The sequence below is a fragment of the Halovibrio sp. HP20-59 genome (genome assembly GCF_033052795.2).
Classification (GTDB): domain Bacteria; phylum Pseudomonadota; class Gammaproteobacteria; order Pseudomonadales; family Halomonadaceae; genus Vreelandella.
Window position 1 is genome coordinate 148,240 of record NZ_JAWJUW020000004.1, and the last position, 20,846, is coordinate 169,085.

Here is a 20,846-nt window from a genome sequence, read left to right on the forward strand (position 1 = left end):
GCTAGGGTTGAGCGGTGTTCACTTTAATGTTCAATAACAAATCAAATAAGGAGCCCGCCATGAGCGAAGCAGTGATCGAGAAGGTTGATAATGAAGGGATGGTCCGATTGACTATTAACCGTCCTAAAGCGCTGAATGCCCTCAACAGCGAAGTCTTGAACGCGCTGGAAGCGCACTTAGTCGCGCTTGAAAAACACCCCAATCTACGCGCCGTGCTGATTACCGGCGCGGGCGAGAAGTCCTTCGTGGCCGGGGCGGATATTGCCGAAATGCGTGATAAAACACCCGAAGAAGCACGGGCTTTTGCCAGCCAGGCGCTGCGTACCATTAAACGCCTAGAGACGTTACCCGTGCCGGTGGTCGCGATGGTGAACGGGTTTTGCCTTGGCGGCGGCTGCGAACTGGCACTGGCCTGCGACTGGGCGGTAGCCAGCGACAATGCAGTGTTTGGCCAACCGGAAGTACAGTTGGGCGTGATCCCTGGCTTTGGTGGCACCCAACGCTTGCCGCGCCGCGTTGGCCCTGCGATGGCGATTGATTTGGTCACCACCGGGCGAAAAATTGACGCCCAGGAGGCGCTACGCATCGGCTTGGTGAACCGGGTAATGCCACAGGCTGAACTCGAAAACTACGTCGAAGAGCTCGCCAAGCAGCTCAAAGGCAACGGCCCACAGTCAGTGCGCAACGCTAAGCAGGCGGTTCATGATGGGATGGATCAAGACCTGGACAGCGCCCTAGCGTTGGAAACCAGCCTATTCGCTCTCTGCTTTGCCGGTGACGAGCAGAAAGAAGGCATGTCAGCGTTTGTCGAGAAGCGTAAAGCTAATTTCTAGATTTTTATTGATAACCGTTTTATTCACTCCAGCTTTACTTATTGAGGGGGTGGCGCTTGCGTCACCCCCGTTTTATTCTCAGGCTCACTACTAATCTCTTCGGAGTTGCCACGATGCAATGGGCCGCGTTTATCCTCGCCGCGCTGGGTTTTGCCTATCTCCCTGGGCCTGCAATGCTGTATACCGCAGCGCAAACCCTGGGTCGTGGACGACGAGCAGGATGGCTAGCGGTCATGGGTGTGCACATGGGCTGCTACGTTCATGTTATTGCCGCCGCGCTGGGCCTGGCGCTGCTGTTTGCAGCGATTCCGCCTGCCTATATCGCCATGAAAATCATCGGTGGGCTTTACTTGCTTTGGATGGGGCTGCGGCTATGGCAGCAGGGTATCCGAGCCAACGGTGATGACGTTCCACTGGCTACTACTAAACGCGTGCTGCGTGACAGTTTTTTGGTGGAGGTACTTAACCCTAAAACCGCGCTTTTCTTTGTCGCGTTTCTACCTCAATTTGTGCAACCCGAGAGCGCTATGCCGCTAGCGTGGCAACTGTTCTGGCTAGGTATCGCCACTAATGCGCTATTCTCATCTGCGGATGTCGTGGTGGTGCTGTTGGCCAGCCCGTTGCGTGGGTGGTTACAAAAATCCCATGGCTCCTCCCAGCTCATTCAGCGCATTGGTGGTGGCGTATTAATGGGATTAGGCGGTAATACGCTGGCTCAGGCGGCACGCTAAGAGTGGTTGACTATATCAGTAGATCTCATTCTGCTTAACCTGCCTGGCAACTCACCCAAAGACACCCTGCATCGGGTACACTGACGCAAATTTTCGTTTGGACACTTCCATGGCTCTTAGTGCAACGCCCTACAAAGTTGATATCAATCTGACCGATCTAGATCGCGGGGTGTATGAAACGCTGCGATTTACCGTGGCTCGCCATCCGTCAGAGACCGAAGAGCGCATGACTGCGCGCTTGCTCGCTTATGTGTTGTGGTACAGCGAGACGCTTGCCTTCGGACGTGGGCTTTCCGATGTAGACGAACCGGCGCTATGGGAGAAAAGCTTAGACGGGCGCCTACTGCACTGGATCGAAGTGGGTTTACCAGATGCCGAGCGGATTACTTGGTGTTCACGGCGGGCTGAGCGCGTATCGCTGCTTGCCTACGGTCGGGTGGATCTTTGGGAGAGCAAAGTGCTGCCCAATGTCGCTTCGTTGAAAAATGTGCACGTAGCGAGTCTGCCACAAGAAGCCCTGGCGACTATTGCTAAAGACCTGCCGCGGGCGATTAACTGGGCGGTGATGATCAGCGAAGGGTCGCTGTTTATCACCGATGAAAACGGCCAGCATGAAATCACCCCGCAGTGGCTATTACGCGACCGCTAAACGTTCGCAGTTTTGTTTATTCCACCATTTTTGAGGGTAGTAAGGGGCGGCCTAATCTTCTCGTGATAGCTAAAAAAATATGCTTGCTATCTTTTTGCATAATTACATACAATCAACAATGTTTGTTGTTAATCGATGTTCAATGACTCGCTTCTATCTCCCTCAACTCAAGGAATGAGTAATGACCAGCTACTCCCCTGCGCGGTGGCCACTGCTCCCACTTGTGGCCGTTATTGGTTTATTACCCGCAATGGTGCAAGCAGACAATAACGTACTGGCGGTTCAACACACCAATGATGGCATGGCCAGTAGTGACGATGGCCATTATACCAGCGGTTTTGAACTTAATTGGGCGTTTGAACCCAATGCTGAAAGCTGGACACAGCGCTTAGCCACTGCCTTGCCCGATAGTATTATCGGCAGCGCCGATATGGCCGCTTTCCGGCTGGTACACCAGATCTATACGCCGAATAATATTGAGCAGCGTAGCTTGGTTGAAGATGATCGCCCTTACGCAGGGCTCGTTTACGGAGGGCTTTCGCTTTACGAAGATGTGCCGAGGGGTAGTTGGCGACAGGCCACCGACCTGCACCTGGATATTGGCTTGGTAGGCCCGTCTTCGCTTGCTGACAGTATTCAGCGGGAAGTGCATCGGGTGACCGAAAGTGATCGTCCCAATGGGTGGGAAAATCAGCTTGGTGATGAAGCCATTGTCAATGTCGCTATGCGGCGCCAGTGGTGGAATAGCGCCGCGTTGCTCGGCAAGCAGTTTGCTCATGGCCCTAGCGTCGGCGCCGCTTTGGGTAACCTCTATACCTACGCAAGCGCTGGGTATAGCGTGCGCTGGGGCGATGAAGCGCCCGGCATTCCTACGCTGACACCCAGCCCGGGCAGCCGCTACCATATGACTGGAAACGATGGCTGGCAGTGGTACCTGTTTGCCAGCGTAGATGGCTACTATATGGCCCAGAACCTGACGCTTGACGGTAATACGTTCAGAAATAGCCACTCGGTTGAGCGTAAAGAGTGGGTGGGGGATGTTTCAGCAGGGCTGGCGTTGGCCTGGGAAGATTGGCAGGTTACCTACGCCGTAGTGCAGCGTTCGCGGGAATTCGATGGCCAGGAAGAGCAGGATAAATTTGGTGCGTTGACGCTGTCGAAACGTTTTTGATGGCAAAACGCGCTAGGCTGTTGCCGAGACTAAGCAACTGATGGCCGAGGAGGCCGTTAATGGCCAGGAAAGCATATCCCCGGACACCTGATGGTCGCTATTTTGTGGCCAAAAATCGCTTATGGCGCTGTACCGATCCACGCTTGAGCGAAGACGAAAAACGCACCCACATCAAGGCGCTGATGAAAGCACGCCGTGCGGTGCGAACGGCGCAACAGCAAGACGACGCAGACGCGCTGCGCGAGGCGCGTGACGCGGTCCAGGTCGCCAAAGAAGCGCTGGGCGAGCGCGGGCCGGTATGGTGGGACGATAATGCTCCCGATGAAGGGGGCCTGGCGCCCGACAATAGTTCCTACGCCCAGTGGTGGGCGAGCCAGCCCTCAGCATCTTCCTAGTGTATACAAGAGACGCAGGGCTGCTAGCCTACATAGAGGTGTTTGATGTTCACATTCCGCTCGGGAGCTAGGAGAAAGGGCGATGGAACTGGTTTTTTTCAATAGCTGGGACAGCTTATTACGTATTGTAATTGTGGGGCTACTGGCCTACGCCACTCTCGTTTTCTTTTTGCGCCTGTCAGGCAATCGTACGCTTTCGAAAATGAATGCTTTCGACTTAATCGTAACGGTAGCGCTTGGTTCTACGCTGGCCACCGTACTGTTATCTAAAGACGTCGCTTTGTTGGATGGGGCGGTCGCGTTAGCGTTACTGATTTCGCTTCAATTCGTGATTACCTGGACGAGCGTGCGATTTCGTTGGGTGCGCCGGTTAGTCACTGGCGAGCCTTTGATGCTGCTCTATCAGGGGGAATTCTTGTTAACGTCTCTGCGCCAAGCACGCGTTACTCAAGACGAAGTTCTTTCGGCCATTCGCAGCAGTGGGCTTAGTGACGTGACTGCGGTAGAGGCGGTGGTGTTAGAAACCGATGGTTCGTTGAGTGTTGTTAAGCGGCAGGCTCAGAGTCGCCATTCGAGTTTAGAGGACGTTCGTGGGCTCCATTAACGTCACTGGCTATATTCCTAAGTTATATTAATTTAACCATTCACGTTTTCGCCTAGCAGTGGTATTCTTCGCGACTGTTAATTTTAAGGATGCAACGTGAATATCAAAGCTGATCTTTCCATTTTCGATATTATTGGCCATCTGATTGTTTGGGTGATACTGAGCATTATTACCTTTGGGATAGCGCTCTTTTTCTTCCCCTATTCATTTTCGCGGTTTGTAATTAATCGTACCTCTGTCGTGGATGCGGCTGGCGTCGAGCGAAAAATGGTTTGCGATATCAATCTATTCAGCAATGTCGGCCATATCATTCTGTGGATGCTGATATCGCTAGTTACCTTCGGGCTAGGTTATATTTTCTACTTCTACCGGGTATGGAATTACGCGCTGAATAACTCGCGGGTTGAATAACTCTCACGGTATTACTTTGCCTCGTTAATCCCTTATGGCCGGCAGGGCGTACGCGCTTGTCGGCGCTTTCCTTTTACGCCTCTTGCGTCCAGCCAAGTGCTTTACAGGCGATCTTCAAGTCTTTATATTGATCCGCAAATAAAAATCACTATCATTGTTATTAATATTAGCTCCAGGATCAACTTAACATGCAAAATTCTGCCTTTCATGTGCGCAAGCTATCCAGTGCGGTGGCGCTTGCGTCTCTTATTACGCCGACGCTTGTCGCTGCTCAGCAAGCCGAACCCGCCAGTGACGTCGAGCTGGAGTCCATGCAGGTCATAGGTACCGCGGTGGATGCCATGGGCTATATCGAAGCGGAAAAACAACCCAGCGTGGGCAAACTGGACGTACCGTTAAACGAGCAGCCGTTCTCCATGTCGGTGGTGGATGAGCAGTTCATGCAGGATACCGGCAGTAAGACGATTCAAGACGCACTTCGCTACACGCCTGGCGTCTACGCCGGTAACTACGGTTTTGACACGCGCATTGATGGGGCCTCGGTGCGCGGTATTGAAGCCGGTCGCTACCTGGACGGTCTACGCCAGCTTTACGGTTCCTACAATTCAGTGCGTACCAACCCCTATGCGCTGGAGAGCCTGGAAGTGCTGAAAGGTCCGTCGTCGATGCTCTACGGCCAGGCCGACCTGGGCGGCATTATCAACGGGGTGTCCAAGCTCCCCGAGGAAGAGCGCAGCGGCGAGGTCTGGGCGCAGTACGGCTCGCATAACCGCAAGCAGCTGGCCGTGGATGTCACCGGCGCGGCGAACGAGGACGGCACGCTTCTCTATCGCCTGGTGGCCCTGCAGCGCGACAGCGATACCCAGGTGGATCACGTCGAGGATGACGGCTATGTGGTGGCGCCTTCTCTGACCTGGCGACCCAGCGACGACACTGAAATTACCCTGCTGGTCAATCGTCAGGAGAATAAAGGCCAGGTGTCGGCGCAGTTCCTGCCCCAGGCGGGCACGCTGGCGCCGGGTTCCCAGGGCTTTATCGGCTCGGAGCGGTTTGTCGGTGAACCGGGCTGGGACCGCTATGACCGCGAAAAAACCGAGGCCACGCTGTTTTTCGATCACCAGTTGAACCACGACTGGGCGTTTTCCGCCACGGCACGCTATACCGACTCCAGCGCTGAAACTCGTGAGCACTGGGTGACTATCTCAAGTGTCCCGAATGCTGATGGAGAAGTGCCGCGGACCATTTATACCGTCGATGCTGAGACGCAAATACTCAACGTGGATGCGCGTCTGGAAGGCAATTTCGCATTGGGTAATACTCAGCATCATATGATTGCCGGTATCGACCGCCAGGATGCTCGCTGGGAGCAGGATAATTACTATTACGGGTATGGAGAGGGCGGCACCATAGATGTTTACAACCCTGAATACGGCAATCTTCAACTAGATGCACTGAATCCTTCAGACCGGCCCGATAATGAAATCGAGCAGGTAGGAATCTACCTGGCGGATCATATCGAAGTCGGCCCGGTGGTGGTATCGGCCGGGTTACGCCACGACTGGGCGGAAAACCGCGAGCTGGCGGTGTCTGGATCTGATTCGGTCAGCGATCAGGAAGCGACGACGGGACGCCTGGGGCTGATGTACCGCTTTGATAATGGCCTGTCCCCCTACGTCAGCTATTCCGAAGCCTTCACCATGAACCTGGGCACCGACGGCACGGCAAACCCCAGTGCGCTTGAGCCCACGCGAGGCGAGCAGGAAGAAGCGGGGATCAAGTACCTGTCACCGGATAAGTCGCTGGCGATTAGCGCTGCGTATTTTGATATTACCCAGGAAAACCGGGTCAGCGATGGGGCTACGCCGGGGGGCGTTGAGCAAACCGGCGCGGTGATCGACGGCTGGGAGCTGCAGATCAACAAGCGCTGGCAGGACTTTGAAACCCAGCTGGGTTACACCCATATGAACGCCGACAACGACAATTCGGGAGAGCGGCTACCCTTCGTTGCTGAAAAGCAGGCGTCGTGGTGGAACAAGCTGTACATGGGTAACCACTGGCGGTTGGGTGCCGGTGTGCGCTACATCGGCGACAACGTGGGTTCCGGTGGCTCACCGGTCGTGCCGTCTGAGACGCTGTTTGACGCCATGATCGGCTACACCGTGGGGCAGTGGGATATCAGCCTGGACGCCAAGAACCTGACCGATGAAGAGTTCATCTCCTGGTGTCGTTACGAAGGCGGCGACTGTGGCTACGGCGAGCGCCGCAACGTGACGGCCAACGTGCGCTATCAGTTCTAAGCGTGCACAAGGTATGTGATTGAGGCTTGAAAGAAGCCAAAAGGGGCGTCGAATGACGCCCCTTTTTCGTTGACATGACTCAGTGTTCGTCTCGTTGGGGTGGCCGTTTCACCAGCAGGGCGACGAGCCTGCGGACAATGGGTAACACTAGATTGATCACCGGAAAGGCGACAATAAAAGCAAACAGCCAGGCTTTCAGCCATATCGTCATGATGTCGTCAACAAGGCCAATATTGTAAAGCGTAATCACCAGCGACATAACGCCTGACATGAACAGCGCCATTAAGAAGGTAAACAGCAGCTGACTATATTTAGGGTCAATCATTATGTCCCTCTTCATACGACTAAGCTTATACCCGGCATGACGCAAAACGGCCCGTGATGGGCCGCTTGGGGTAACGCTCAAGCGAATGCGAAGGCGTCGTTATTGCTTGTCTTGGGTGCGAAGCTCAAAGTCGCTGGCGTCGTGGCGTTCATGCAACTGCTCGTGGGGCTCGCCCCAGGTGCGGTTGACCATGCGACCGCGTTTAACGGCGGGGCGCTCATCAATCTCTTCCGTCCATCGTATAACGTTCTTGTAGGTGTGGGCTTCCAAGAATTCAGCCGCTTCGTAGACGCGATTTTTTACCAGCGCGCCATACCAAGGGTGAATCGCCATATCGGCAATGGTGTACTCATCGCCTGCCATAAAGCGGTTTTCGGCCAAGTGTCGGTCAAGCACATCAAGCTGGCGCTTTACTTCCATGGTGTAGCGGTCGATCGGATACTGATACTTCTCCGGTGCATAGGCATAAAAGTGACCAAAGCCGCCGCCCAGCATCGGTGCACTGCCCATTTGCCAGAATAGCCAGGACAGGCATTCGGTGCGTGTCGCTGGGTCGGTGGGCAAGAAGGCGTTAAATTTTTCAGCCAGGTAAAGCAGAATAGCGCCGGACTCAAACACCCGCTGGGGTGGATTGGTCGAGTGATCCATTAGCGCAGGTATTTTGGAGTTGGGATTCACCTCCACAAAGCCGCTGCTGAACTGGTCACCTTCGCCAATTTGAATCAGGTGGGCATCATACTCGGCGCCTGCGATGCCTTGTTCCAGCAGCTCTTCGAGCATCACGGTGACTTTGACGCCGTTGGGGGTGGCAAGGGAGTAGAGCTGGAGTGGATGTTTGCCTACCGGCAGTGCCTGGTCATGGGTAGGGCCTGCAATTGGCCGATTGATATTGGCGAATTGACCGCCATTGCCAGTTTCCCATTTCCAAACGCGGGGTGGAGTATAGGTATTGTCGCTCATTCGTTTCCTCGCTATAAATAGTTTATCGATGGTAACGCAGCTACTCAGGATGGCTGGCGATTAGCCTGATAATAAAGTAGCTCATTTTCCCAAAGAGGTGGCGGATGCGTGTTATTGGCGTGCTAGGCGGTATGAGCTGGGAGTCGACCCAAGGCTACTACCGAGCCCTGAACGAGGGCGTCAAAGCGGCGCTGGGTGGCTTCCATTCGGCTAAGATTGTGATGGTTAGCGTCGACTTTGCCGAAATCGAAGCGTTGCAGCAACAGGGCGATTGGGATGCCGCTGGCGAACTGCTAGCCCATGCTTCCCAACGCGTTGAACGCGCGGGCGCCGACTGCCTGCTAATTGCCACCAACACCATGCACAAGGTAGCGCCCGCTATTGAACAGGCGATAACTATACCGCTGCTGCATATTGCCGACGCCACCGCTGAACAGCTCACCGTCGACGGCATTAGGCGTGTCGGCCTATTGGGTACGCGCTTTACCATGGAACAAGACTTTTATATAGGCCGCTTAGAAAAGCACTTCGGTATTGAGGTCGTGGTGCCCGATCAGCCTAAGCGCGATACGATCCATCGGGTGATTTTTGATGAGCTCTGCCAAGGCCGCATTGACGATGAATCACGGCAGCGCTTTTTGGCCATCATCGATTCACTCTATGCCCAAGGCGCCCAGGCGGTGATTCTAGGTTGTACGGAAATCGCCATGCTGGTGAGCCAGCGCGATACGCCGGTATCCCTTTATGACACCACCGCTTTACATGCGCAGAAAGCAGTGGCTTGGGCATTAACTAATTAAACCAGCGTCAGTGTGACGTCGATATTGCCGCGGGTAGCGTTTGAATAGGGGCAGACAACGTGGGCTTTGTCGACCAACTGCTGGGCGATGTCTTTGTCGATACCCGGTAGGCTAATTTTAAGCTCGACTTCGATACCAAAGCCGGTTGGGATAGCGCCAATACCTACGTGGCCATTGATTTGCGTATCTTCGGGCAGTTTGACTTTTTCCTGACTGGCCACGTGCTTTAATGCGCCTAGGAAGCAGGCTGAGTAGCCAGCGGCAAAGAGTTGTTCAGGATTGGTGCCATCACCCCCTGCGCCGCCTAGCTCTTTAGGCGTGCTGAGCTTAACATCCAGCGCGCCGTCGGATGACTTGGCTTGACCTTCACGGCCACCGGTAGCGGTCGCATGTGCGCGGTATACAACGTTTTCGATCGATGTAGACATACACTATCTCCTGTCAGCTTTATTGAATATGCAGGTAGTTTGATTGGCGTGTTTAACGCTTTACTCGTCCTGCAACGCATTCTAAACCTCCATTAACCTAGCGCAGCTTTATTTTGTGCGCAAGCTAAATAGCGTTGAAACCTGTTACCTGTGTGATTATCCGAGGCACTACTGATTTTTTTGTAAGTTATCGCGTAGACGCACCAAATCTTCTTTAAGCGTTGTGAGCGCCTCGACAGACTGCTCGCTTGCATTGACCACGCAGCTAGGAATGTTGTGAGCGTGTTCGCGTAGGTTTCGACCCTTTTCAGTTAGGTAAAGCTCAACGACGCGTTCGTCTTGATAACTGCGCTTTCGGTTCAACAGTTGATCGGCTTCAAGGCGTTTAAGCAGCGGCGTCAGTGACCCCGGGTCGGTTAGTAAACGCTTACTCATAGTGCCTACCGTTATGCCATCTTCTTGCCACAATACCAGCATGGCAAGGTATTGCGGGTAAGTAAGCCCAAGCTCTTTGAGCAGTGGCTTATAAACTTTTGTCATCATCAACGACGTTGAATAGAGCGCAAAGCAAAGCTGATTATCGAGCTCTAATTCACTGCAAGAAGGTTGCTCAGACATAGCGGCTCCAAAACAAAATAGGCAGGCTAATGTAGCGTGATGATGCGCCAGTGACTAGGCCTAGACGATGGTCGTAAATTGACAGTTTTGTTTTGACACCTAAAGCGTAGCTAGCTAGCCTGCGCTTATAAGATGTTACCGGTAACAATCTGGCGCTGACGGTAAGCCGCACGCGACAGCGTGGCGTTTATCGGCGGTTTCGATTGCGACCACTTTTCAACGCACCATCCTTAACAACAACGAGTATTTGGAGATAACGTCATGACAGCGATTTGGCGCAGCACACTTACCCTGGTCGGCGCGACTACCCTGACCTTCGGCATGGCTCATGCTCAGAGCCCAGAGCTCTCTGATCCGCCGGAAATTGATGGCGAGGTAGTGGGGGATCACGGCTCGCATACGCTACGCATGGGCATCGGCCTGGCGGAAAGCTCGCCGCAATATCTATCCAGCCAATACTTTGGTGAGATCCTTGAGCAGCGTACCGACGGTCGTATCAGTGTTAACGTTTTCCCTAACAGCCAGTTAGGCGACGACGTGCAAATGCTGGAAATGCTGCAAACCGGCACGCTGGATATGACCTACCCCTCCAGCTCAGCGGCTACGGGATATGTAGAGGAGCTTGCAGCCTTTGATCTCCCGTTCCTACTGCCTAGCCGTGAAGCCGCTGTGGCTGTTATGCAGAGCGATGTTGCCCAAGGCATGCTCGATGCGTTTGACGGTACTGGGCTGAAAGCCTTGGCCTTCTCTGAAAATGGTTATCGTCAGCTTTCTAACAGCGCTCGCCCGATAGCAAGCCCTGAAGATGTGGCGGGTCTGGATGTACGCGGTTTAAGCGTGCGTACCATGGAAAACCCGGTACACCTGGCAATTTGGGAAGCCCTGGGCGCCAACCCCACGCCGATGGCCTTTGGCGAGCTGTTCTCTGCGCTGGAGCAAGGCGTTGTCGATGGTCAGGAAAACCCTTGGAGCACCATCCTGACCTCTAACTTCCACGAAGTGCAGGATTACGGCACCGAAACCCGCCACGTCTACACTCCGTTTATTATGATGCTTTCTGAGCGTACCTGGGACCGCATGGCGCCCGAGTATCAAGAGCTGGTGCAGGAAGCAGCGCGTCAATCAGCAGAGTATGAAATCCAGCTCTCGGCTGAATACGACGATTGGTCACGGGATCAGTTAGCAGAACGCGGTATGCAAATTACCCGTCTTGATGACGAACAGCTAGCCGCTTTCCAAGAGGCCGTTCAACCGGTTTATGAAGAGTGGGCGCCGCGTATTGGCGAAGATTTGATCGCCGATATCCAACAAATTGTTGAAGATAGCAGCAACTAAGCTATCCGTTTAGCGCGCCAACGGGCAGGCCTTTGTGCCTGCCCGTTGTGTCAGTGCCCTGGAGTTTTCTATGCCTCTCTCTTCTACGTCCGCGCATACCCCGACGCCGATTGAAGATCCGTCGGTATATCTGGACGACCCCAATCGCAAATTATTGGAAATCGATACCGATAAGCGCCAAGGTCCGGCGCTGTTTCGCTGGCTGACCTTGGGCATGGAGTATCTGATCGGGGCTATTTTAGTCGCGCTAATTGCCTCTGTTTCTTGCAACGTGGTGGGGCGGGCGTTGTTCAACCACTCGCTGCCATGGGCGGATGAGTTGGCGCGTATGCTGTTTGTATGGTTAGTGTTTATCGGCGCCGCCGCGGCGTTTTCGCGCTACGAGCACATTGCCGTCGACGCCCTGGTGCGTCGCTTGCCGCTGCGCTTGGCGCATATACTTTATCTCTTGCAGCACCTGATCATCACTGGCCTGATGGGGGTCATGATCTGGGGCGGCTATCAAGTACTGGAGCGTTCAAGTGGACGTTCGGCGATTATGAATGTGCCGCTGAGTTTTATCAGCCTATCGCTGGTGCTGTGTGTCATCTTTATTGCGACGGTAGCGGTTTGGCGGATGTGGGTAAGCGTCACCGTCATTTGTCACCCTGAGCGGGAGCGCTAAACATGCTGTGGATTTTTTTAGCTATTTTGTTGGCCTCCATTGTGATTGGGCTTCCCATCGCTTTTGGTTTAGGCGTGGCGGCGCTGGTGATGGCGGTACTCTCTGATATTCCGCTGTCGATTATGATTGAGCAGTCTATCCGCGGGGTGAACAGCTTTCCGCTACTGGCGATCCCGTTCTTTATTTTAGTTGGCGAGGTGATGAGCAACGGCGGCATTGCGAGGCGCTTGATGGAGCTGGCCGGTGCGCTGGTTGGCTTTATGCGCGGCGGCTTAGGGCAAGTCGCGATCACCGGCTCAATGTTTTTTGGCGGTATTAGTGGTTCAGCGGTGGCCGATACGGCGGCGACCGGTGCGATGATGATCCCATCGATGAAAGAGCAGGGTTACAGCGCTGCCAATGCCACCGCGATTAACACCGTCTCGTCGGTGATTGGGATCATTATTCCGCCGTCGATTCCGCTAATTCTATACGGTATCGTCACCGAAACTTCCATTAGCCGCCTGTTTATCGCTGGTATTATTCCAGGCCTACTGATTGGCTTTGCGCTGATGGTGACCACTTATATCCTTGCCAAAAAAGATGGCGGCGGCGTGCAGCAGTTCCGCTGGGATCGTCTCTGGAAAGCGTTTAAAGCGGCTTGGCTTGCGCTAGTACTGCCGGTGATTGTGATTGGCGGCATTATTGGCGGCGTGTTCACCGCTACCGAAGCGGCCGTGGCGGCACTGCTCTATTCATTAGCTATTTCGCTGGTGGTCTACCGTGAATTCAAGCTGAAAGCGTTGGGCGGAATGCTGATTCGTACTGCACGGTTAACCGGTATGGTGATGATGCTGCTGGCGTTTGCGACCGTTATTGCCTGGTTTTTAACTATCAATATGGTACCGCAAACCCTGGTCAGCCAAGTACAGGCGATCACCCAGGATCCTTTCCTGCTGTTATTGATTGTGGCCTTTTTGCTGCTGCTGGTGGGGTTTGTGATGGACTTAACCCCGGCGATGGTCATCATGGCCCCGATGTTGGCGCCCATTGTGACCTCAGTGGGCGTTGATGCCGCTTACTTCGGCGTGCTGATGGCATTTGTATTGGGCATTGGGCTATTAACCCCGCCGGTAGGCACCTGCCTTTATGTTGGCTGCGGCGTGGGTAAGGTCTCCATGGAATCCCTGGTCAAAGCCATGCTCCCTTACTACGCAGCGCTGTTAGTGGTACTAGTGTTACTGGTCGCTTTCCCGGGAATCGTGACGTGGCTGCCTGACCTAACCGCCGTACGCGGCAATTAAGAGGAGAGCCTCGGTGAAGATACTCTCGCAGCGTATATTGGTAATGGGCGTGTCCGGCTCTGGTAAATCGCATATTGGCCGTCAAGTGGCGGCTGAAATAGGCGCGACCTTTATCGATGGTGACGACCATCATTCGCCCGCCAACGTTGCCAAAATGGCCAGCGGCACGCCGCTCAATGACGATGACCGCAGCGAATGGCTGGATACGTTGGCGGCGCTGTTCGCCGAGTATCAAGCGCGAGACGCTTCGTTAGTCATTGCTTGTTCCGGGTTGAAAAAACGCTACCGCGAGCGGTTGCGTGAAGGCGACTCGGCGCTGCAGATTCTCTATTTGGCGGGCAGTCGGGGGCTATTGCTAGAACGCCTCGAAACCCGCGCGGGCCACTTCTTTAAAGGCGACACCATGTTGGCCAGTCAGCTGGCTGACTTGGAACCGCCCAATGAAGATGAGGCCTTCACTGCGTCGATTGCTTTATCGCCTGAGGAAATCGTCCGTCAATTTACTGCCACGTTGCCGGTACCCAGCCGCTCATAAGCTAAAGGGAGGATAGGCACTGAGGCCTGTTGCTGGTTAGGCTGGGCCTCAATGCTCCCTCGTTGCAAAAGGCAGTCACCCCATTGAAGAAAAAACGCCCCACCTTGCAGGATATTGCCGACCACGTAGGGGCTACCAAGATGACCGTTAGCCGCTGCTTGCGTGACCCGGAAACGGTCTCAGAAGGCCTGCGTGAGCGCATCTTCTCGATTGCCGAACAGCTTGGCTATATTCCCAACCGGGCTCCCGATTTGCTCTCCCGCGCCACCAGTCACTCGATTGGGGTGCTAGTACCGTCACTAACGAACCAAGTATTTGCCGATGTGATCGTTGGCATTGAGTCGCTGACGGAACCGGCAGGCTATCACCTGATGCTGTCGCACTATGGCTACAGCCCCGAGCTTGAAGAGCGCAGCCTGGCATCCTTATTGTCCTATAACGTTGATGGGGTGATTTTGTCTGATCGTGACCATACGTCACGCAGCCTGCGCATGCTGGAGACCGCCGGCATCCCGATTGTTGAAGTCATGGATACCCACCGCCCTCCGCTACAGCAGGCGGTGGGATACGACAACGTGCAGGCCGCCTACGACATGGTCAACGAGATGATCAGACGTGGGCGACGCCAAGTGATTTACCTAGCGGTGCGCCTGGATGAGCGTACTCGCCAGCGTGAGCAGGGGTATCGTCAGGCGATGGAGGAGCATGGGTTAAGCCCCGTCACCCTGCAAAGTACTCGGCGTTCCTCCTACAGCGTGGGTGCCGCGCTGTTACAACAGGTACTCACCGATTACCCAGAAGCCGATGGGGTGTTTTGTACCAATGATGACGTCGCGGTGGGGGCGTACTTCGAGTGCCAGCGCCGCGGGGTAGATGTGCCGGAACGCATGGCGCTGGCAGGCTTTCATGGCCACGATGTGGGGCAGGTAATGAACCCTAGGTTGGCCAGCGTGGTGACGCCGCGCCAGGCTATCGGTGAAGCGGCGGCAAGGGAGTTATTAGCGCGACTGCGCGGAGAACCGCTGACTCAGAAAGTGGTCGATTTAGGCTATCGCATCGAAGCTGGGATGACGCTGTCACGTGACGAATCAGAGTAGCGGCTAGCGGTGAGAATGGCTAAAGTAGCATTTTAATCCGTCGCGAGGCTGCCGTGCAGATCACCCAACTCAACATTTACCCCGTTAAATCGTTAAAAGGCATCAGCGTTGATCAAAGCGTGCTGGAGGCGCACGGGTTAGCTTGGGATCGTCGCTGGATGCTGGTGGACGCCCATCAACGCTTTGTGACCCAGCGGCAATTGCCGATGCTGGCGACTATTGAGGTGGCGCTGACCGACGAACACCTTGTGCTTTCGCACCCTGATGTGGCGTCACTGAACGTGCCTTTGGCCGAGCCTGAGGGGAATCTGCGCTTGGTCAAGGTATGGAATGACCACTGCAAAGCACTCCCTGAAAGCGAGGAAGTCTCGCGTTGGCTAGAAGCCGCCTTGGGCGAACAGGCCCAGGGGTTGAGCTTGGTGCGCTTCGCGACTGACTTTACCCGAGCGGTTGAAGAAGATTTTCTCGACGGCGGGGCGGCGCACACGTATTTCTCCGATGGTTACCCTTTTTTGATGACCACCACCGGTTCATTAGATGCTTTGAATAAGGCCTTGGTAGCCAAGGGACAGACACCTGTGCCCATGAATCGCTTTCGCCCCAATATCGTGATTAACACTGATGACGCCTGGGCGGAAGACCATTGGGCAACGCTGACAGAGCAAAGCGGCGCCTTTCAGTTAGCACTTCGCAAGCCCTGCAAGCGCTGTAAAATTATCACCATTGACCAGCAAACAGCGGCAATGCCTGATCCTGCGGAACCGCTAAAAACCCTGATTGAACTCAATACGCAACCCAGTCTCAAAGGCGCACACTTTGGCCAAAACGCTACCCTGCTTGAAGGCTCAGGCAGCGTTATTCGTGTGGGGGATACACTGGCGGCATCGCTCTGCGACGCCTAATGCGCAGTAGCTTGGTGGCGATAGCGGTACCGATTAGCGTAATCACCATACCGGCGATAATCTGTAGATTGAGCGTCTCGCCAAGCAACAGATAGCCCCATATCAACGCGCTCACCGGCACCAAAAAAGTAACCGTTGAGGTAGCCGTGGCACCCGCGCTGGCAAGTAAGCCAAAGTAGAGCAGGAAGGCCAGCGTCGTGCTGAGTGCCGCCAGTGCCATCGCGTTTCCCCAGGCCAGCGGGCTGATAGGATCGCTTGGCCATAGTAAAATACCGGGAATTAGCAGCACTAACGCAGACATAGCGCTACTGCCCGCTGCCAACACACGGGTGGGCAAGTGGCCGAGGCGCGTCTTGGAGTAGTTGCTCGCAATGCCATAGCAGAACGTCGCTCCTAGGGCGGCCAGAATGAACCAGCCGTCGCCGCCCAGGGCAAAATCGAGCCGATCCGCAGAAAGCACATAGACCCCCAAAAGCGCCAGAGCTAAGCCAACATACTGCTGGCGTTGTACCGCCGTGGCGAAAAAAAGCGCGCCCAGCAAGGCGGTGAAAATTGGCGTGGTCGCGTTAATCAATGAGGTAAACCCAGCTTCCAGGCGTGTGGTAGCCAGCGCCAATAGCGAAAACGGCAGTACGTGATTGACTAACCCGAGCAGTAATAAGGGGCCTTTATGGTCCCAGATGAGACGCAGGTAGCGCAGGCTAATAAGTAACGGCATGAGCAGCAGTGCGCCAAGCCCCATGCGTACCAGTACCAACGGCACCGCGCCAAATTCAGGGACGGCAACGCGCATAAAGATAAATGACAGGCCCCACAGTGTGGAAAGCAGACTCAGACGCAGCGCATCAGCCGACGACATGGTGTGTCCTTAATTTGCGTTAAGTAAGGCGGTTAGAGAGCTAACTAGCTTACGGTGGAATGCAAAGCGAAGGAAGCCAACGCGATAGCTGATTCGGCATAGCGCCAAAAATCAGCTACGCTGGTTAAGTGGCAGAAGCGGCAACCGCCGCTAAGTCCTGTCTGACTACATGTCTAAGCACATTAGCTACGCACAAGGAGTTGTTCATGGATCGTAAAGCTAGCGCACGTTGGGAAGGTGGACTCAAGGATGGCAAAGGCACCGTTTCAACCGAAAGCGGCGTTCTAGATGCCAATTACTCCTTCAGCAAGCGCTTTGAGGATGAAAAGGGCACCAATCCTGAAGAGCTAATTGGCGCGGCACACGCCAGCTGTTTTTCAATGGCGCTTTCGATGATATTGGGCGATAAAGGGTATACCGCTGATTCCATTGAAACGAGCGCCAAGGTGACGCTTTCGCAGAGCGATGCCGGGTTTGATATTTCCAACATTCATTTGGACGTTGTCGCTGAGATAAGTGGCGCCGACGATGCAGCCTTCCAAGAAGCGGCAGAAACAGCTAAAGCCAACTGTCCCGTCTCTAAAGTGCTGAATGCCGATATTAGTATGACGGCAACACTAAAAGGCTAAAAAGGCTGCCTTTTAGCTGTCTTTTAATAGCCGAGCTTTATGATGCCGCCTCATTATTTCAATCTAATGGGGCGGCATTTTTTAGATTAAAATTTAGAGTTTTAAAAACGTAATCAATAAAAAGCCTTGGCATTTGCCAAGGCTTTTATGCCGCTAATTAGGGTTTATTCGCCTTCATCTTCGTCGCGGTTATAATTTTCAGCATTTTCAAGAGCATCTTGTGAAGCATTAACGCTGATGACATAGTCTTCGCCATCTTCGTCTTTGGTCATTTCAAGAGAGTCCCATTCGATAGCGATATTCTTTTCGCCTACACCGAGAAAACCACCTACACCAACCACAACAGCATTAATCTGGCCGTCTTCGTTGATCACCAGATCAGTAATGGTGCCGATATCTTCGTCGTCTTCCACATTGCTTTTGACTTGGTTGCCGATCAGTGCATCCGAGTGGAAAGCTCCTTCGGGGGGGGCGGTTAGATAGCTAGCTTCCATGGCGGTTGTCTCTTGGGCGCTTACTGTGCCTGCGGCAAACATAAAGGCCGGTACCAACAGAGCACCTAAAATAGTGGGCTTGATCATTTTCATGTTGCTTGCTCCTTGCGTTTTTATTGGGGCTTAACGATTCTGCGTAACGGCCCTAATAAATTAACAACAGGACATCGTCTTTACTTTCAATAAGCTGAGAGCAACGTCGTGTTATTACTCCTGAGTGTGTTAATTACGCCTAGGTAATTAACCCCGCCTTGTGCGTCTCTGCACGTTATTAGATTAGTCACTCTCTTCAGAAATACAATTATTCCGCTAAAACGTTTATATGGGGTTTATCCAGCGGCTAAGAGGTGGCGCGAATCTATCGACTACCTGCAAGGGAGGCGGAATGGGGGGCTGCGAGTGCTGTGGTTGTGCGACAGAGTGTCGAATTGACCTAACTCCTCGACAGTGGTCATATTCATTATGCGAAAAAAAAAGGAAATTCCATGACAGCGAGTGCTCGATATTACCCTTTCCAGCGGCTTAAACAGTTGATCTTCGGTCGCTTTACGTTGGCGGCATGGCTAATGGCGTCGGCTGGCGCGGCCAGCAGTGACGAGTTGCCCAAAGGCCATTTTCCTCTGCCCGAAGAGGGCAATATGGTGGGCGAGGTATACACCGTGACGGCAAGCGAAGAAGATACGCTGCTGGATATAGCTCAGGAACATAACGTGGGCTATGAGGAAATTCGTATGGCCAACCCCGATGTCAGCATCTGGCTCCCTGGCGAGGGAACGGAGGTCACGATCCCCGGGCAATTCATTCTACCTGACGAGGAGCGCACCGGTATTGTGATTAACGTGGCCGAGCTACGCCTTTACTACTACCCGGAGGTAGAAGAGGGCGAGGCACCGCGGGTGGAGACGTACCCCATTGGCATTGGGCGTGATGCGTATAACACGCCGTTGGGGATCACCGAGACGACCATGCGGCTTGAAAATCCAGCCTGGTACCCACCTGAATCGATTCGACAAGAAGCCGCCGAGCGCGGTGACCCGCCACCTGCGGTAGTACCTCCCGGCGCTGATAATCCTCTGGGCCAATACGCTATTTTGCTGGATATTCCCGGTTATCTGATTCACGGCACCAACCAGCCAGACGGCATTGGCATGCGCGCTAGCCGAGGCTGTATCCGGATGCACCCCGACGATATCGAGTCTATCTTCTGGCGCGTGCCGGTGGGCACCCAGGTGAATATTATTGATTCACCCATCAAAGTAGGCTGGGACGGCCGCGGTGGCGGCTACATTCAAGCGTTCACCGCGACAGATGAGAACGCTTATGGAATGGATACGCTGTTAAACGTTATCAGCCTGATTGAACAGCACGAAAACGGTAGCGCGCAGAGTGCTAATTATGAACAGGTGCGTGAAGTGCTGGAACGGGCTAACGGACAAATCGTACCGTTAACCTAATTAAAGCTGAGAGGGTTATCGCGCTGGATCAAGCACGCCGCCCAGCGATGCATTGCGCCGAAACCAGCCCGCGATGCTAGTGCGAGGGTAACGGGTGGGCAACACTTCGTGGGGAATGGTATCTGATAAAAAGCAGGCGAAGGTACCTGCTTCAGGCGCTACGCGCGCGACTTCCTGGTTTGGGTCGTTTGGATGGTAAATGACCATTTCACCGCCGCCATCGCTGGGCCAATCCGGGGTCAAATAGCCGACAGTGGATATCACGCGGTTGGCTCGACCGCGAAAGCTATCCAGGTGGCGCTGGTAGAAGGCCCCCGGCGGGTAGTGGGCAAAGTGCGCTTCGTACTCAAATAAACCTAAAAATAGCGTTTGGTTGAGTGCCTTCTGCAGCTCGCCCATCGCCTCTAAATATTGCCGCTGAGCGGTGCTTTCACGGTCAAGCCAATGAATAGCATCGCCTCGAATATCTTTGCGTAAAAGATGCTGCTGACCGCGGCCTATGCCCGCTTCATCCAAGCCGTTACAGGCCGCCCGCTGTAGAAGCTCGTGATTAAGTGCGTCGCACAGACTAAGGTCAATGACTTCACGGCCGACATACCAGCCCTGCTCAACTAACGCATCGATAAGCGCTACCTGAGTAGCGGGTTGTAAGGCAGGGGAGGGCTTCGCAGTAGGCATCATTTTTTGGACCTCGATGGCGCTGAGCGTAAAGAAGTGGTTGCGGTAGTCGATAAGCGACTTTTGCGTTCAGGGTAGTGGCGCAGTGGACCTCCGGGGCGTTGATATACATCAATCGGCATGCCAAAGCCTTCGGCCAACAGCTCTACCAGCATCATCGCTGAAAGCCCCCAGATCACATGGCCGTCCACGTGGTAGCTAGGCACATAGTGGGCAACGCCATCGACGGTAATCACGTCAGTGTGGGTACGGCGGTCATCCAGAAAGTGGCTTAACGGAACTTCAAAAATAGCGTCTAGCTCACCGGGGTCAGCCACCAACGGTAAATCGGGCGGAATAATGCCTACCCATGGGGTAACACGAATACCGTGTAGCGAAATCACATCAGATAGCCGCCCCAAGGGCTTTACTAGGTTGGGGTCGAGCGCAATCTCTTCTTCTGCTTCACGCAGCGCGGTTGCATATAGATCCGCATCATAGGATTCACGCTTGCCGCCTGGAAACGCCACCTGACCACTGTGGGTGCTCAAGTGGCTGGCGCGCCGGGTAAATAGTAAAGTGGGCGCTGGCCGTTCAACAATCGGTAGCAGCACGGCGGCTTCGGGCATTGCCACGTGGTCCAAGCGTTGAGGAGTCAGCTGTTGCAGCCGTTTACTCAGTTTCTCTAACATGGGGTATCTCATGACTTGTTATC

Annotated in this window: 25 protein-coding genes; 17 read left to right on the forward strand and 8 right to left on the reverse strand. The window is 54.2% G+C overall.

All coding sequences use genetic code 11. The annotated features are described in order from the left end of the window. Positions 1–59 precede the first annotated feature (59 nt). From RZA33_RS06350 to RZA33_RS06385, 8 genes are all read left to right on the forward strand, one after another. Positions 60–833 carry an enoyl-CoA hydratase-related protein gene (locus RZA33_RS06350; protein ID WP_317507015.1) on the forward strand — a complete coding sequence of 258 codons (774 nt, stop codon included), beginning with the start codon at positions 60–62 and terminating at the stop codon, positions 831–833. Positions 834–946: 113 nt separating this feature from the next. Beyond that, positions 947–1,564 (forward strand): LysE family translocator, encoded by a 618-nt coding sequence (locus RZA33_RS06355; RefSeq protein ID WP_317507016.1) that lies wholly within the window; start codon positions 947–949, stop codon positions 1,562–1,564. A gap of 109 nt (positions 1,565–1,673) precedes the next feature. Further along, the gene (locus RZA33_RS06360) at positions 1,674–2,213 is read left to right on the forward strand and encodes a YaeQ family protein (RefSeq protein WP_317507017.1); all 540 of its coding nucleotides are present in this window, start codon (positions 1,674–1,676) and stop codon (positions 2,211–2,213) included. A gap of 181 nt (positions 2,214–2,394) precedes the next feature. Then, complete coding sequence (locus RZA33_RS06365; protein ID WP_317507018.1) at positions 2,395–3,384, forward strand: lipid A deacylase LpxR family protein; 990 nt, start codon at positions 2,395–2,397, stop codon at positions 3,382–3,384. A gap of 59 nt (positions 3,385–3,443) precedes the next feature. Beyond that, positions 3,444–3,779 (forward strand): hypothetical protein, encoded by a 336-nt coding sequence (locus tag RZA33_RS06370; RefSeq protein ID WP_317507019.1) that lies wholly within the window; start codon positions 3,444–3,446, stop codon positions 3,777–3,779. 82 nt (positions 3,780–3,861) lie between these two features. Then, positions 3,862–4,383, forward strand: a complete 522-nt coding sequence (locus tag RZA33_RS06375; protein WP_317507020.1) for a DUF421 domain-containing protein — start codon at positions 3,862–3,864, stop codon at positions 4,381–4,383. A gap of 96 nt (positions 4,384–4,479) precedes the next feature. Continuing rightward, entirely contained in the window at positions 4,480–4,794 is a 315-nt protein-coding gene (locus RZA33_RS06380) for a DUF6693 family protein (protein ID WP_317507021.1), read from the forward strand. Between the two features lie 188 nt (positions 4,795–4,982). Next, positions 4,983–7,091, forward strand: coding sequence for a TonB-dependent siderophore receptor (locus RZA33_RS06385; protein ID WP_317507022.1), 2,109 nt, complete (start codon positions 4,983–4,985; stop codon positions 7,089–7,091). A 79-nt stretch (positions 7,092–7,170) separates the two neighbouring features. Here RZA33_RS06385 and RZA33_RS06390 read toward each other — a convergent pair whose 3' ends face one another. Next, on the reverse strand, positions 7,171–7,416 hold the full coding sequence (locus RZA33_RS06390) for a DUF2798 domain-containing protein (protein WP_317507023.1): 246 nt from the start codon (positions 7,414–7,416) through the stop codon (positions 7,171–7,173). A 99-nt stretch (positions 7,417–7,515) separates the two neighbouring features. Further along, positions 7,516–8,376 (reverse strand): glutathione-dependent disulfide-bond oxidoreductase, encoded by an 861-nt coding sequence (gene yghU, locus RZA33_RS06395; RefSeq protein ID WP_317507024.1) that lies wholly within the window; start codon positions 8,374–8,376, stop codon positions 7,516–7,518. Positions 8,377–8,480: 104 nt separating this feature from the next. Between yghU and RZA33_RS06400 the strand changes: the two genes are divergently transcribed. Beyond that, a complete protein-coding gene (locus RZA33_RS06400; protein ID WP_317507025.1) occupies positions 8,481–9,176 on the forward strand; it encodes an aspartate/glutamate racemase family protein in 696 nt (231 codons plus the stop codon). Here the strand turns inward: RZA33_RS06400 and RZA33_RS06405 are convergent. Continuing rightward, positions 9,173–9,604, reverse strand: coding sequence for an organic hydroperoxide resistance protein (locus RZA33_RS06405; RefSeq protein WP_317507026.1), 432 nt, complete (start codon positions 9,602–9,604; stop codon positions 9,173–9,175). The two genes, RZA33_RS06400 and RZA33_RS06405, sit on opposite strands and share 4 nt — an antisense overlap. 168 nt (positions 9,605–9,772) lie before the next feature. Next, positions 9,773–10,222, reverse strand: a complete 450-nt coding sequence (locus RZA33_RS06410) for a MarR family transcriptional regulator (protein WP_317507027.1) — start codon at positions 10,220–10,222, stop codon at positions 9,773–9,775. A 261-nt stretch (positions 10,223–10,483) separates the two neighbouring features. Here RZA33_RS06410 and RZA33_RS06415 point away from each other — a divergent pair, with 261 nt between their 5' ends. From RZA33_RS06415 to RZA33_RS06440, 6 genes are all read left to right on the forward strand, one after another. Beyond that, entirely contained in the window at positions 10,484–11,557 is a 1,074-nt protein-coding gene (locus RZA33_RS06415; RefSeq protein ID WP_317507028.1) for a TRAP transporter substrate-binding protein, read from the forward strand. Positions 11,558–11,627: 70 nt separating this feature from the next. Then, the gene (locus tag RZA33_RS06420) at positions 11,628–12,221 is read left to right on the forward strand and encodes a TRAP transporter small permease (protein ID WP_317507029.1); all 594 of its coding nucleotides are present in this window, start codon (positions 11,628–11,630) and stop codon (positions 12,219–12,221) included. Positions 12,222–12,223: 2 nt separating this feature from the next. Continuing rightward, complete coding sequence (locus tag RZA33_RS06425) at positions 12,224–13,504, forward strand: TRAP transporter large permease (RefSeq protein WP_317507030.1); 1,281 nt, start codon at positions 12,224–12,226, stop codon at positions 13,502–13,504. Positions 13,505–13,517: 13 nt separating this feature from the next. After that, positions 13,518–14,039: a gluconokinase gene (locus RZA33_RS06430; RefSeq protein WP_317507031.1), complete on the forward strand. Its 522-nt coding sequence runs from the start codon at positions 13,518–13,520 to the stop codon at positions 14,037–14,039. A gap of 83 nt (positions 14,040–14,122) precedes the next feature. Further along, positions 14,123–15,136: a gluconate operon transcriptional repressor GntR gene (gene gntR / locus RZA33_RS06435; RefSeq protein ID WP_317507032.1), complete on the forward strand. Its 1,014-nt coding sequence runs from the start codon at positions 14,123–14,125 to the stop codon at positions 15,134–15,136. Positions 15,137–15,189: 53 nt separating this feature from the next. Further along, positions 15,190–16,038, forward strand: a complete 849-nt coding sequence (locus RZA33_RS06440) for an MOSC domain-containing protein (protein WP_317507033.1) — start codon at positions 15,190–15,192, stop codon at positions 16,036–16,038. On the opposite strand, the gene RZA33_RS06445 is transcribed toward RZA33_RS06440, so the two are convergent. After that, positions 15,992–16,897: a DMT family transporter gene (locus RZA33_RS06445; protein WP_317507034.1), complete on the reverse strand. Its 906-nt coding sequence runs from the start codon at positions 16,895–16,897 to the stop codon at positions 15,992–15,994. The two genes, RZA33_RS06440 and RZA33_RS06445, sit on opposite strands and share 47 nt — an antisense overlap. 206 nt (positions 16,898–17,103) lie before the next feature. Between RZA33_RS06445 and RZA33_RS06450 the strand changes: the two genes are divergently transcribed. Next, positions 17,104–17,526: an OsmC family protein gene (locus RZA33_RS06450; protein WP_317507035.1), complete on the forward strand. Its 423-nt coding sequence runs from the start codon at positions 17,104–17,106 to the stop codon at positions 17,524–17,526. A 164-nt stretch (positions 17,527–17,690) separates the two neighbouring features. Here RZA33_RS06450 and RZA33_RS06455 read toward each other — a convergent pair whose 3' ends face one another. Beyond that, the gene (locus RZA33_RS06455; protein WP_317507036.1) at positions 17,691–18,113 is read right to left on the reverse strand and encodes a PRC-barrel domain-containing protein; all 423 of its coding nucleotides are present in this window, start codon (positions 18,111–18,113) and stop codon (positions 17,691–17,693) included. 392 nt (positions 18,114–18,505) lie between these two features. On the opposite strand from RZA33_RS06455, the gene RZA33_RS06460 reads away from it, so the two are divergent. Next, the gene (locus RZA33_RS06460; protein ID WP_317507037.1) at positions 18,506–19,474 is read left to right on the forward strand and encodes a L,D-transpeptidase family protein; all 969 of its coding nucleotides are present in this window, start codon (positions 18,506–18,508) and stop codon (positions 19,472–19,474) included. Positions 19,475–19,489: 15 nt separating this feature from the next. Here RZA33_RS06460 and RZA33_RS06465 read toward each other — a convergent pair whose 3' ends face one another. Both RZA33_RS06465 and RZA33_RS06470 read right to left on the reverse strand, forming a co-directional pair. Further along, positions 19,490–20,155 (reverse strand): 2OG-Fe(II) oxygenase, encoded by a 666-nt coding sequence (locus RZA33_RS06465; RefSeq protein WP_317507038.1) that lies wholly within the window; start codon positions 20,153–20,155, stop codon positions 19,490–19,492. Continuing rightward, complete coding sequence (locus RZA33_RS06470) at positions 20,152–20,823, reverse strand: CoA pyrophosphatase (protein WP_317507039.1); 672 nt, start codon at positions 20,821–20,823, stop codon at positions 20,152–20,154. The genes RZA33_RS06465 and RZA33_RS06470 overlap by 4 nt, the downstream gene beginning before the upstream one ends. Between the last annotated feature and the right edge of the window lie 23 nt (positions 20,824–20,846).

Excerpts from the sequence above, each read along its gene's own strand:
- RZA33_RS06425 (WP_317507030.1), top strand. The coding sequence starts at position 12,224 with ATGCTGTGGATTTTTTTAGCTATTTTGTTGGCCTCCATTGTGATTGGG.
- RZA33_RS06360 (WP_317507017.1), top strand. The coding sequence starts at position 1,674 with ATGGCTCTTAGTGCAACGCCCTACAAAGTTGATATCAATCTGACCGAT.
- RZA33_RS06410 (WP_317507027.1), bottom strand. The coding sequence starts at position 10,222 with ATGTCTGAGCAACCTTCTTGCAGTGAATTAGAGCTCGATAATCAGCTT.
- RZA33_RS06415 (WP_317507028.1), top strand. The coding sequence starts at position 10,484 with ATGACAGCGATTTGGCGCAGCACACTTACCCTGGTCGGCGCGACTACC.
- RZA33_RS06445 (WP_317507034.1), bottom strand. The coding sequence starts at position 16,897 with ATGTCGTCGGCTGATGCGCTGCGTCTGAGTCTGCTTTCCACACTGTGG.
- RZA33_RS06390 (WP_317507023.1), bottom strand. The coding sequence starts at position 7,416 with ATGATTGACCCTAAATATAGTCAGCTGCTGTTTACCTTCTTAATGGCG.
- RZA33_RS06370 (WP_317507019.1), top strand. The coding sequence starts at position 3,444 with ATGGCCAGGAAAGCATATCCCCGGACACCTGATGGTCGCTATTTTGTG.
- RZA33_RS06460 (WP_317507037.1), top strand. The coding sequence starts at position 18,506 with ATGACAGCGAGTGCTCGATATTACCCTTTCCAGCGGCTTAAACAGTTG.
- RZA33_RS06365 (WP_317507018.1), top strand. The coding sequence starts at position 2,395 with ATGACCAGCTACTCCCCTGCGCGGTGGCCACTGCTCCCACTTGTGGCC.
- RZA33_RS06455 (WP_317507036.1), bottom strand. The coding sequence starts at position 18,113 with ATGAAAATGATCAAGCCCACTATTTTAGGTGCTCTGTTGGTACCGGCC.
- RZA33_RS06470 (WP_317507039.1), bottom strand. The coding sequence starts at position 20,823 with ATGTTAGAGAAACTGAGTAAACGGCTGCAACAGCTGACTCCTCAACGC.
- RZA33_RS06385 (WP_317507022.1), top strand. The coding sequence starts at position 4,983 with ATGCAAAATTCTGCCTTTCATGTGCGCAAGCTATCCAGTGCGGTGGCG.
- yghU (WP_317507024.1), bottom strand. The coding sequence starts at position 8,376 with ATGAGCGACAATACCTATACTCCACCCCGCGTTTGGAAATGGGAAACT.
- RZA33_RS06450 (WP_317507035.1), top strand. The coding sequence starts at position 17,104 with ATGGATCGTAAAGCTAGCGCACGTTGGGAAGGTGGACTCAAGGATGGC.
- RZA33_RS06400 (WP_317507025.1), top strand. The coding sequence starts at position 8,481 with ATGCGTGTTATTGGCGTGCTAGGCGGTATGAGCTGGGAGTCGACCCAA.
- RZA33_RS06375 (WP_317507020.1), top strand. The coding sequence starts at position 3,862 with ATGGAACTGGTTTTTTTCAATAGCTGGGACAGCTTATTACGTATTGTA.
- RZA33_RS06420 (WP_317507029.1), top strand. The coding sequence starts at position 11,628 with ATGCCTCTCTCTTCTACGTCCGCGCATACCCCGACGCCGATTGAAGAT.
- RZA33_RS06465 (WP_317507038.1), bottom strand. The coding sequence starts at position 20,155 with ATGATGCCTACTGCGAAGCCCTCCCCTGCCTTACAACCCGCTACTCAG.
- RZA33_RS06355 (WP_317507016.1), top strand. The coding sequence starts at position 947 with ATGCAATGGGCCGCGTTTATCCTCGCCGCGCTGGGTTTTGCCTATCTC.
- RZA33_RS06350 (WP_317507015.1), top strand. The coding sequence starts at position 60 with ATGAGCGAAGCAGTGATCGAGAAGGTTGATAATGAAGGGATGGTCCGA.
- RZA33_RS06405 (WP_317507026.1), bottom strand. The coding sequence starts at position 9,604 with ATGTCTACATCGATCGAAAACGTTGTATACCGCGCACATGCGACCGCT.